The following is a 10,280-nucleotide window of genomic DNA, read 5'->3' on the forward strand; positions in this document are numbered from 1 at the left end:
CCGGCGGCGGCCCGGGTGCGGGCGTCGGCCGGGCGACCGGCCCGCGAGCCGGCGGCCGGCGCGCCGTCGTCGGTCTCGTCCTCGGTGAACCGGATCGACAGCGGCGCGTCGATGCGACGCGTCGATCCCGGCCGGCTGTCCTGGCCGGCGCGGTCGACGACCGGCGGGAGGTCGTCGTCGGTGGTCTCGTCCTCGGCCGGCCAGCCGGTCGCCTCGACCTGTCCGACCTGGCCGGCCAGCACGGTGCCGCCCAGCGCCTCGTCGAGCGTGACGCCGGCGGAGTCGCGCGGCTCAGCGTGCACATCGCTCAGCTCGGGATCGTCCGCGGGCGCCGGCAGCGGGAGGCCGGCGATGGTGGCACGGGCGGACCGGACCGCGGCCAGGAACGCCTCGGCGTCGGCGTAGCGCAGTCGCGGCTCTCGCGCCGTGGCCGTCAGTACGAGGTCGTCGACGGCAGGCGGCAGCGGCACCGCCTCGGAGGGCGGCGGGACGTCGTCGTCGATGTGACTGCGCACGATCACGAAGTCGGTGGGGCCCTCGTGCGGCGTCTTCCCGGTGAGCAGCTCGTAGAGCATGATGCCGGCCGAGTACACGTCCGAGCGCGGGGTGGCGCGCTCGCCCAGCGCCTGCTCGGGGGAGATGTAGCTGACGGTGCCGAGCAGGCCGCGGGTGGTCTTCGACGACGTGCTGTTGGCCCGCGCCAGCCCGAAGTCGGCGACCTTGACGCGGCCATCGTTGCCGACCAGCACGTTCTCGGGCTTGACGTCGCGGTGCACGATGCCGGCCCGGTGCGCGGCGGCCAGCGCCGACAGCACCGACTCGGTCACCTCGAGCGCGAGGTCGGCGCCCAGCCGCCCCCGCTCGTGCAGGACGTCGCGCAGCGTGCGGCCGTGGATGTACTCCATGGCGAGGTAGACGGCGCCGTCGTCCTCGCCCTGGTCGAACACGTTGACGACGTTGGGGTCGGACAGCTGCGCGACGGCGCGCGCCTCGTTGATGAACCGGGCCACGAAGTCGTCGTCGGCGGCCAGCTCAGCGTGCATGATCTTCAGTGCGACGGGCCGGTCGAGCCGGGTGTCGGTGGCCTTGTAGACCGTCGCCATGCCGCCCCGCGCCAGCAGCGCCTCGATCCGGTAGCGTCCGTCGAGGAGACGGCCCACCGGTGCGTCGGAGACGGAGAGGTCCACGGGTGGAGTGTACGTTCACCCGAGGGGCCCGGCCGATCGACACGGTGCGCCGGCACGGCCCGCCGGGTACATCGTCGCGCGGGTACGTAGGTCCGAAATGTCGCTCTTGTCGGCATTCGCGCGACCGACACGCGCGCTCGGACGGCAATCGGATGGCGTTCGCGGCGCGGGCGGGCTATGGTCGCGGGCCGTGACCGCTGTGCCCCCACGCCGCGTGCCGTCCACGCCCTTCGGCGACGACGACGGCTCGGCCGACCCTCGCATCGTGGCCGCGCTGGCCGCGTACGAGCGGGGCGAGGGCGGCTCCGCCGACGTCCTCGCGGCCCTGGCCGCCGGCCGCCTGCTGATCCCCGTGGTCGCGGTCGCGGAGTCGGCCGACGCCACGGGCGCGGAGAAGGAGACCGCCATGGCGACCGTCCTCACCACCGGCCGCGACGGCCGGCGCGGGCTGCTCGCCTTCACCTGCGTCGAGTCGTTGCAGCGCTGGAACCCGGCCGCCCGCCCGACCCCCGTGCCCACCCGCAGCGCCGCCGAGGCCGCCCTGGCCGACGGCGCCGAAGCCCTCGTCATCGACCTCGCCGGCCCCGTTATGTTCGCCGTCGACGCCGCCGACCTGCGGTCCCTGGCCGCCGGCTGGCGTCCGCTCGGCGTCTGGCCCGGCGTCGAGGAGGCCGAGCCGTCGGTCAAGGCCGCCGCGGCCGCCGCCCGTTCGGAGAGCCGCGGGTCAGCGGCACGCGTCCGCCGCACGGGCGGCCGCGTGTGGAAGCGCGTCCGCCGCCAGGTCCGCCGCGCACTCATCGGCTGACGCCTGGTGGTCGTCGGGGCCGTCACTACGTTTTCTCGATGGTCGACACGATTGCAGGCGTAGTACGACACGAATTCTCGTAGTGAACGTGATCATTCCCGATCAGGAGTACACGGGTCCCGTGTACTTCTCGCCGGGCCCCTCGCCCACCGGGTCCGGCAGGGGGGACGCCTCGCGGAACGCCAGCTGCAGCGTCTTCAACCCGTCCCGCAGCGGCCCGGCATGGTGCGTGCCCAGCGACGGCGCGGCGGCCGTGATGAGCCCCGCCAGCGCCTCGATCAGCGACCGCGCCTCGTCGAGGTCGCGGTGTTCGGGCAGGTCTTCGGCCAGCCCCAGGTGGACGGCGGCCGCACTCATCAAGTGCACCGCGGCCGTCGAGATGACCTCGACGGCGGGGACGTCGGCGATGTCGCGACCGGCCTGCGCCGCGATGTGATCTGGGGTGCTCATTCATGGTAGGCTCTCACACCGACCGGACCGTCTGATCCGAACCCTCGGGCCAGGCGGCCAGCAAGCGGAGACCTCTCCCACCCGCAACGATCGCACAGATCGTCGGGTTCCCTGGTCAAGGCGTCCAGCCGGGCGTCTGAGTGGTCGCGACGCAGGAATGCGGCGCGGCACCGATGGGTTGGCCTCTGCGTGCACGTTCGCGGAGGCCTTTTGGCATTTCCGCGGCGTGGTCGAGGCACCACCCCGTCGATTTCAGGAGGAAGGCATCAGCGCAGAGCCCCGCATCAACGACCGGATCCGCGTTTCGGAGGTCCGGCTCGTCGGCCCCAACGGTGAGCAGGTCGGCATCGTCCGCATCGAGGACGCGCTCCGGCTTGCGGCGGAGGCCGATCTCGACCTGGTCGAGGTCGCTCCCGGCGCCCGGCCGCCGGTGGCCAAGCTCATGGACTACGGCAAGTTCAAGTACGAGTCCGCCATGAAGGAGCGCGCGGCTCGCCGGAACCAGTCGCACGTCCTGATCAAGGAGCAGAAGCTCCGGCCCAAGATCGACAAGCACGACTACGAGACCAAGAAGCGCGCCGTCGAGCGCTTCCTGGCCGAGGGCGACAAGGTCAAGGTCACCATCATGTTCCGCGGCCGTGAGCAGTCGCGGCCGGAGCTCGGCTTCCGGCTGCTGCAGCGCCTGGCCGAGGACGTGAACGAGCTCGGCTTCGTCGAGTCGTCGCCGAAGCAGGACGGCCGCAACATGATCATGGTGCTGGGGCCGCACCGCAAGAAGGCCGACGCCAAGGCCGAGAAGGAAGCGGCGAAGGTCGAGCGGCAGGCACGGCGGCACGCCGACGAGGAGGCCGAGAAGGCCGAGCGCGCGGCGAGCCGCAAGGCTGCCGAGGCCGAGAAGGCCGAGCGGGGCGAGGTCGAGCGGCCGACCCCCGACAACGAAGACTGACGAGGAGACAGACGGCGCCATGCCGAAGAACAAGACGCACAGCGGCACGAGCAAGCGGTTCCGGATCACCGGGAGCGGGAAGGTGCTGCGCCAGAAGGCGAACCGCCGCCACTACCTGGAGCACAAGCCGTCCACGCTGACGCGGAAGCTCGCCGGCACCACCGAGGTGGCCAAGCCGGACCAGGCTCGCATCAAGAAGCTGCTCGGCAAGTAAGCGGCGACCGTCCAGTTCACCCTTCGGCCCGATCGGCCGAATCCAGCAAGGAGTACCAGTGGCACGCGTGAAGCGGGCGGCCAACGCCCACAAGAAGCGCCGCGAGACCCTCGAGCGGGCCAGCGGCTACCGGGGTCAGCGCTCCCGGATGTACCGGAAGGCGAAGGAGCAGGTCACCCACTCGCTCGTCTACGCCTACCGCGACCGCAAGCAGCGCAAGGGCGACTTCCGGCAGCTCTGGATCACCCGCATCAACGCGGCCTCCCGCGCCGAGGGCCTGACGTACAACCGCTTCATCCAGGGGCTGCGGCTGGCCGAGGTCGACGTCGACCGCAAGATGCTGGCCGACCTCGCGGTCAACGACCCGGGCGCGTTCAAGGCCCTGGTCGAGGTCGCGCGTGCCGCGCTGCCCGCCGACCGCAACGCGCCGGCGGCTCCGGCGGCCTGAGCGTCGTTCGTCCGTCGAGACCGGGCCTGCGTCGGCAGGCCCGGTCTTCGTATGTCGGCCACACTCGAAGGTCGGGTCATGCAGAGATCACGAACTCGCTCCGGTCGACACATGCACTGGACCGAGGGCTCAGGGGGACCTCCGGCCCCCCGTCGCCCGTCGGTTCTGCACAACCCTCCCGGTGATGATGTCCTCTGGCGGTCGCAGGGTGACCGCCAGGGATCATGATCACCGGAAGATCCTGGAGACCCCGATGCTGACCGAACGGTCCTGGCGGGTGCGTGAGGCGCACAAGCTGCTGCGCCGGGCCGCCCGCGAGAAGGCGGGACTGTTCCTCGCCGAGGGCCCGCAGGCGGCCCGCGAGGCGGTCGCCGCGGGACCCGGCCGGGTGGTCGAGCTGTTCGCGACGGCGACGGCGGCGGCGCGGTGGGCGCCCATCGTCGCGGCCGCCGAGGACGCCGGCGTGCCGGTCTCCATCGCCGACGACGCCGCCCTCGCCGCGCTGTCGGAGACGGTGACGCCGCAGGGCCTGGTCGCGGTGTGCCGCTCGCTGACGGTGGACCTCGGCGCCGCCTTGAAGGGGGAGCCGCGCCTGGTCGCCGTCCTCGCCGAGGCCCGCGATCCGGGCAACGCCGGCACGGTCGTCCGGTGTGCCGACGCGGCCGGAGCGGACGCCGTCGTGCTCACCCACGGCTCGGCCGACCCGCAGGGCGGCAAGGCCGTGCGCGCCTCGGCCGGCAGCGTCTTCCACCTGCCGGTCGTCTCCGGGGTGCCGGCGCGGGACGCGGTGGCGGCGCTGCGGGAGCGCGGGCTGACGGTGCTCGCGGCGGACGGCGCCGGCGAGCTCGACCTCGACCAGGCCGAGGACGACGGCCTGCTCGCCGGCCCGGTCGCGTGGCTGTTCGGCAACGAGGCGTGGGGCCTGCCGCCGGAGGTCAGCGGCCTGGCCGACCACGTCGTCCGGGTGCCGATCTACGGCCGCGCCGAGAGCCTCAACCTCGCCACCGCCGCCGCGGTCTGCCTCTACGGCTCCGCCCGGGCCCGCCGCCGCGCCGCCCGCTAGGTGCACGACGCGCAGTGATGCGACGATACGGATCGTGACCGAACACGACGCTGTCGATCGGGCACCGCACCGTCTCGCCGGCGTGCCGCTGACGAAGGACTTCCTGCTCGGGCTGCGTGGCGTGGGTTGGGGCGCCGATCTGGGCGAGCTGCGGCCGGCCGCCGTTGTCAGTGCCCGCCCGTAGGGTGGGCCGCCCACCCAGCCGGGCGGGAACCCAACGGAGGCCAGGGAGCTCACGGCTCTGATCCGACGAGGCGCCGAGCTGGGCACAACCGAGCCGGTGATCATGGAGCTGCTCGCGGGCGCCGACACCCCCGCCCGAGCCGACGCTCTGGAGCGGCTGACGAACGGACTGCCGGTGCTGGGAGTCGACGCGAGGCTAGATTTCAGGCAGGCGTCGGCGATCTATCTGGCGGTACGCCGCCAGGGCCGAACGGTGCGCAGCCTAGTCGACTGCCTGATCGCGGCCATCGCGCTGCGGCATGACGTCGCGCTCCTGCACAAAGACGCCGACTACGACGCCATCGCCGCCTGCCTGCCACTGCGCGCGCACCCGGTGTGACCGGGGGCGGGGCAGGCGAACGATCGTCACGGGCGGGGCTCGTTCACGCGGGCAGGGCGTCGCCGGGGAAGCTGTGGCACAGGTAGACGTCGCACAGGATCATCCCGGCCCGCACGCAGGGGTCCGCGTCCATGATCTCCCTGGCTTCCTCGGCCGGCACCGTCATGACGGCCACGCCGGCCAAGGTGTCCGAGGCGACCGGACACAGGATCGCGACCACCCCGTCGGCGCGCAGCGCCACCATGCGCCGCTGGTGCTCCAGCTCCGTCGCGTCAGCACCCTCCATGGTCCGCGCCGGACCCCACCGCAGGACCGCCAGACTGTAGGGCCTCGCCGTCGCGGCCAGGTCCCGGATCTGCTCGTCGGTCACGGTCGTGTTCATGACGTCTCCTCGGCTCGACGGCTCGACGCTACGGCTGACGAGCCGACCGGCTCTTGAACGAATCGGCCAGGGCCGAACGCGCGGCGGCCTCATAGGGTGGCCCCATGCCGAACATCGCCACGAACACCACCGTGGACCTCGCCGGGCTGCTCGAGTTCGTCCGGCCGCGCCACCACGGCATCGTCATCACCACGCGCGCCGACGGCGGACCCCAGGCCTCGCCGGTCACCTGTGGCGTCGACGACTCCGGCCGCATCGTCGTCTCGACGTACCCTGACCGCGCGAAGGCCGCCAACGTCCGCCACCGCCCGCAGGCCAGCATCGTCGTGCTGTCCGACGACTTCGGCGGCCCGTGGGTGCAGGTCGACGGGCCGGCCGAGATCATCGACCTGCCCGACTCCATCGAGCCGCTGGTCGAGTACTACCGCAACGTCGCCGGCGAGCACGAGGACTGGGACGCCTACCGCGAGGCCATGCACCGGCAGGGCAAGTCGCTGCTGCGCATCACGCCGCGGCGGTGGGGTCCCATCGCCACCGGCGGGTTCCCGGCCCGGCTGTTCCCCGACGAGGAGCAGGACGGCGGGCACGGGCACGGCCACGGCCACGACGACCACGAGCACTGATGGCGCAGGTCAGCGCCGTCAGCGCCAGCCCGGCGCACAGCTTCGGGAAGCCCGAACAAGCAGCGATCCGGCTGCTGGCCGGGCTCGGCGTCGAGGGCGACGCGCACTCCGGCACGACGGTGAAGCACCGGTCCCGGGTGCGGCGCGATCCCACCCAGCCGAACCTGCGCCAGGTCCACCTCATGCACGCCGAACTGCACGACGAACTGGCCGCGGCCGGGTTCGTGGTCGGCGCCGGCCAGCTCGGCGAGAACGTCACGACCCGCGGCGTCGACCTGCTCGGCCTGCCGACGGGAACCCGGCTGCGGCTGGGTGCCGACGCCGTCGTCGAGGTCACCGGCCTGCGCAACCCCTGCTACCAGATCGACGACTTCCGGCCGGGCCTGCTGCGGCAGGTCGTCGGCCGCGACGCCGGCGGCGCGATCGTCCGCAAGGCCGGCGTCATGGCGATCGTGCTGGTGGGCGGTGAGGTGCGGCCGGGCGACGCGATCGAGGTGGAGCTACCCGCCGCGCCGCACCGTCCGCTCGTCCCGGTCTGACCGCGGCGCGGAACCCGGGCGCACGCCGGGCCCCGCGGGTCGTAGACTCGCGGGGTTGCGACCACGCGTGAGTAGACGAGGAAGATGTCCGCGCCCAACAGCGACTACGACCCAGTCCAGGTGACACCCCTCGACCCCGACCAGGTCGCGGCGATGGTGTCCGACGCCCTCGCCGCGTTCGCCGCGGCCGGCGACCTCGACGCGCTCAAGGAGGCCCGGCTCGCGCATACCGGCGACCGGTCGCCGCTGGCGCTGGCCAACCGCGAGATCGGGGCGCTGCCGCCGGCGGCGCGCAAGGAGGCCGGCCAGCGGGTCGGCACCGCCCGCCGCGACGTCGCCGCCGCGCTCGCGGAGCGCCAGGCCGTGCTCGAGGCCGAGCGCGACGAGCGGGTGCTGGTCGAGGAGGCCGTCGACGTCACGCTGCCGTGGGATCGCGCGCCGCAGGGCGCCCGGCATCCGCTCACGACCATCCAGGAGCGCGTCGCCGACGTCTTCGTCGCGATGGGCTGGGAGGTCGCCGAGGGCCCCGAGGTCGAGGCCGAGTGGCTGAACTTCGACGCGCTCAACATCGGGCCCGACCACCCCGCGCGGACGATGCAGGACACCTTCTTCGTCGAGTCCGAGGACTCCGGGCTGGTGCTGCGCACGCACACGTCGCCTGTCCAGGCGCGGTCCATGCTCAGCCGGAAACCGCCCATCTACGTCATCTGCCCGGGCCGCACGTTCCGCACCGACGAGCTCGACGCCACCCACACGCCGGTGTTCAGTCAGGTCGAAGGGCTGGCCGTCGACGAGGGCCTGACGATGGCGCACCTCAAGGGCACGCTGGACCACTTCGCGTCGTCGATGTTCGGCGACGGCATCACCACCCGGCTGCGTCCGTCGTACTTCCCGTTCACCGAGCCCAGCGCCGAGATGGACCTGCAGTGCTTCGTCTGCCGCGGCGCGTCCGTCGGCGACCCCGATCACCCCTGCCGCACCTGCGGCTCCGAGGGCTGGATCGAGTGGGGCGGCTGCGGCATGGTCAACCCGCGGGTGCTCGTCGCCTGCGGCATCGACCCCGAGCGGTACACCGGCTTCGCGTTCGGCATGGGCCTGGAGCGGACGCTGATGTTCCGGCACGGCGTCGAGGACATGCACGACATGGTCGAGGGCGACGTCCGGTTCGCCGCGGCCTTCGGGATGGAGATCTGATGCGCGTCCCCCTGAGCTGGCTGCGCGAGTACGCGGCGCTGCCCGACGGCGTCAGCCCGCGCGACGTCGCGACCCGGCTGATCCGGGCCGGCCTCGAGGTCGAGACCGTCGACGAGGCCGGCGCCGACGTCAGCGGCCCGCTGGTCGTCGGCCGCGTGCTGGAGTTCACCGACGAGCCGCAGAAGAACGGCAAGACCATCCGGTGGTGTTCGGTCGACGTCGGCGAGGCCGAGCCGCGCGGCATCGTCTGCGGGGCGCACAACTTCGCCGCGGGCGACCTCGTCGTCGTGTCGCTGCCCGGCGCGGTGCTGCCCGGCGGGTTCGCGATCTCCGCGCGCAAGACGTACGGGCACGTGTCCGACGGCATGATCTGCTCCGCCCGCGAGCTGGGGCTGGGCGACGACCACACCGGCATCATCGTGCTGCAGCCCGACGAGGCACGGCCGGGCGACGACGCGATCGAGCTGCTGCGGCTGCGCGACGACGTCCTCGACATCGCCGTCACGCCCGACCGCGGCTATTGCCTGTCCATCCGCGGCGTGGCGCGCGAGGCGGCGACGGCGTACGGGGTGGAGTTCACCGACCCCGGTGTGCGGGCCGACGTCGACACCGCCGGCGACGACGGCTACCCGGTCCGGGTCGAGGACGCCGAGCGCTGCCCGGTGTTCGCCGCCCGCACGGTCACCGGCGTCGACCCGTCCGCGCCGAGCCCGCGCTGGCTGCAGCGACGGGTCCAGCTGGCCGGCATGCGGCCCATCTCGCTGGCCGTCGACATCACCAACTACGTCATGCTCGAGCTGGGCCAGCCGATCCACGGCTACGACCGCGACGCGCTGCGCGGCCCCATCGTCGTCCGCCGCGCCGTGGCGGGGGAGAAGATCACGACGCTCGACGGCGTGGTCCGCGAGCTCGACCCCGACGACCTGCTGATCACCGACGACTCCGGGCCCATCGGCCTGGCCGGCGTCATGGGCGGCGGCTCGACGGAGCTCAGCGACGCCACCACGGCGATCGTCGTCGAGGCGGCCCACTTCGAGCCCACCGGCATCGCCCGTACGGCGCGCCGGCACAAGCTGCCCAGCGAGGCGTCCAAGCGGTTCGAGCGCGGCGTCGACCCCGCGCTGCCCGCGGTGGCCGCCCAGCGGGTGGTCGACCTGCTGGTCGAGCTCGGCGGCGGCACGCAGGAGCCCGGGCTGACGGTGGCCGGCTCGGTGCCGTCGCCCGCGCCGATCGCGATCCCGGCCGGCCTGCCGGCCCGCGTCGCGGGGGTCGACTACCCGGCCGACGAGGTCACGTCGCTGCTCACGGCCGTGGGCGCGCGTGTCGAGGACGCCGGCGAGGGTCGTCTGTCCGTCCTGCCGCCCACGTGGCGCCCCGACCTCACCGACCCGTACGACCTCGTCGAGGAGGTCGCCCGGCTGCACGGCTACGACGCGGTGCCGTCGGTGCTGCCGGTCGCACCGGCCGGACGCGGCATCACGCCGTCGCAGCGGCTGCGGCGCCGGGTCGAGCGGGCGGTCGCCGCCGCGGGCTACGTCGAGGCGCCGTCGTACCCGTTCGTGGGCGAGGCCGACTTCGACGCGCTCGGCTTCCCCGACGACGACGCGCGGCGGGTCGCGCTGCGGCTGGCCAACCCGATCTCCGAGGAGCAGCCGCTGCTGCGCACGACGCTGCTGCCCGGTCTGCTGGCGACGCTGCGCCGCAACGTCGGCCGCGGCGCCACCGACGTCGCCGTCTACGAGGCCGGGCTGGTGTTCCGGCCCGAGCCGGGGGCGCTGCCGGTGCCGCCGCGGCTGCCGGTCGACCGCCGGCCCACCGACGACGAGCTGGCGGCGCTGCTGGGCGCCGTGCCCGCGCAGCCGCGACG

13 protein-coding genes and 1 pseudogene are annotated in these 10,280 nt (G+C 73.5%); 11 read left to right on the forward strand and 3 right to left on the reverse strand.

The window, feature by feature from the left end; genetic code table 11:
- Positions 1 to 1,187: protein kinase domain-containing protein (locus DY240_RS26330; RefSeq protein WP_147375538.1), on the reverse strand; the 1,187-nt coding region annotated here is incomplete at its 3' end.
- A 190-nt stretch (positions 1,188 to 1,377) separates the two neighbouring features.
- On the opposite strand from DY240_RS26330, the gene DY240_RS26335 reads away from it, so the two are divergent.
- Positions 1,378 to 1,992 carry an SseB family protein gene (locus DY240_RS26335; RefSeq protein ID WP_158603013.1) on the forward strand — a complete coding sequence of 205 codons (615 nt, stop codon included), beginning with the start codon at positions 1,378 to 1,380 and terminating at the stop codon, positions 1,990 to 1,992.
- Between the two features lie 102 nt (positions 1,993 to 2,094).
- On the opposite strand, the gene DY240_RS26340 is transcribed toward DY240_RS26335, so the two are convergent.
- Positions 2,095 to 2,442 carry a DUF1844 domain-containing protein gene (locus DY240_RS26340; protein ID WP_119662645.1) on the reverse strand — a complete coding sequence of 116 codons (348 nt, stop codon included), beginning with the start codon at positions 2,440 to 2,442 and terminating at the stop codon, positions 2,095 to 2,097.
- 157 nt (positions 2,443 to 2,599) lie between these two features.
- Here DY240_RS26340 and infC point away from each other — a divergent pair, with 157 nt between their 5' ends.
- The 6 genes and pseudogenes from infC to vapC all read left to right on the forward strand — a co-directional run.
- Positions 2,600 to 3,388, forward strand: a complete 789-nt coding sequence (infC, locus tag DY240_RS33915; protein ID WP_119662646.1) for a translation initiation factor IF-3 — start codon at positions 2,600 to 2,602, stop codon at positions 3,386 to 3,388.
- A 19-nt stretch (positions 3,389 to 3,407) separates the two neighbouring features.
- Positions 3,408 to 3,602 carry a 50S ribosomal protein L35 gene (gene rpmI, locus DY240_RS26350; RefSeq protein ID WP_116950552.1) on the forward strand — a complete coding sequence of 65 codons (195 nt, stop codon included), beginning with the start codon at positions 3,408 to 3,410 and terminating at the stop codon, positions 3,600 to 3,602.
- A 58-nt stretch (positions 3,603 to 3,660) separates the two neighbouring features.
- Positions 3,661 to 4,050, forward strand: a complete 390-nt coding sequence (rplT, locus tag DY240_RS26355) for a 50S ribosomal protein L20 (RefSeq protein ID WP_119662647.1) — start codon at positions 3,661 to 3,663, stop codon at positions 4,048 to 4,050.
- Positions 4,051 to 4,291: 241 nt separating this feature from the next.
- On the forward strand, positions 4,292 to 5,113 hold the full coding sequence (locus DY240_RS26360) for a TrmH family RNA methyltransferase (RefSeq protein ID WP_119662655.1): 822 nt from the start codon (positions 4,292 to 4,294) through the stop codon (positions 5,111 to 5,113).
- A 34-nt stretch (positions 5,114 to 5,147) separates the two neighbouring features.
- Positions 5,148 to 5,297, forward strand: coding sequence for a hypothetical protein (locus DY240_RS26365; RefSeq protein WP_199702495.1), 150 nt, complete (start codon positions 5,148 to 5,150; stop codon positions 5,295 to 5,297).
- 45 nt (positions 5,298 to 5,342) lie between these two features.
- Positions 5,343 to 5,675: pseudogene (vapC, locus tag DY240_RS26370) on the forward strand (type II toxin-antitoxin system VapC family toxin); the annotation flags it as partial.
- A gap of 43 nt (positions 5,676 to 5,718) precedes the next feature.
- On the opposite strand, the gene DY240_RS26375 reads toward vapC, so the two are convergent.
- A complete protein-coding gene (locus DY240_RS26375) occupies positions 5,719 to 6,057 on the reverse strand; it encodes a YciI family protein (RefSeq protein WP_119662650.1) in 339 nt (112 codons plus the stop codon).
- A 104-nt stretch (positions 6,058 to 6,161) separates the two neighbouring features.
- Between DY240_RS26375 and DY240_RS26380 the strand changes: the two genes are divergently transcribed.
- From DY240_RS26380 to pheT, 4 genes are all read left to right on the forward strand, one after another.
- On the forward strand, positions 6,162 to 6,680 hold the full coding sequence (locus DY240_RS26380; protein ID WP_119662651.1) for a PPOX class F420-dependent oxidoreductase: 519 nt from the start codon (positions 6,162 to 6,164) through the stop codon (positions 6,678 to 6,680).
- Entirely contained in the window at positions 6,680 to 7,219 is a 540-nt protein-coding gene (locus DY240_RS26385) for an MOSC domain-containing protein (protein ID WP_119662652.1), read from the forward strand. The genes DY240_RS26380 and DY240_RS26385 overlap by 1 nt, the downstream gene beginning before the upstream one ends.
- An 84-nt stretch (positions 7,220 to 7,303) precedes the next feature.
- Positions 7,304 to 8,413 carry a phenylalanine--tRNA ligase subunit alpha gene (gene pheS / locus DY240_RS26390; RefSeq protein WP_119662653.1) on the forward strand — a complete coding sequence of 370 codons (1,110 nt, stop codon included), beginning with the start codon at positions 7,304 to 7,306 and terminating at the stop codon, positions 8,411 to 8,413.
- The coding region (gene pheT, locus DY240_RS26395; RefSeq protein ID WP_119662654.1) for a phenylalanine--tRNA ligase subunit beta at positions 8,413 to 10,280 on the forward strand (1,868 nt) is incomplete at its 3' end. The genes pheS and pheT, both read left to right, overlap by 1 nt.

The organism is Jiangella rhizosphaerae, assembly GCF_003579925.1.
Classification (GTDB): domain Bacteria; phylum Actinomycetota; class Actinomycetes; order Jiangellales; family Jiangellaceae; genus Jiangella; species Jiangella rhizosphaerae.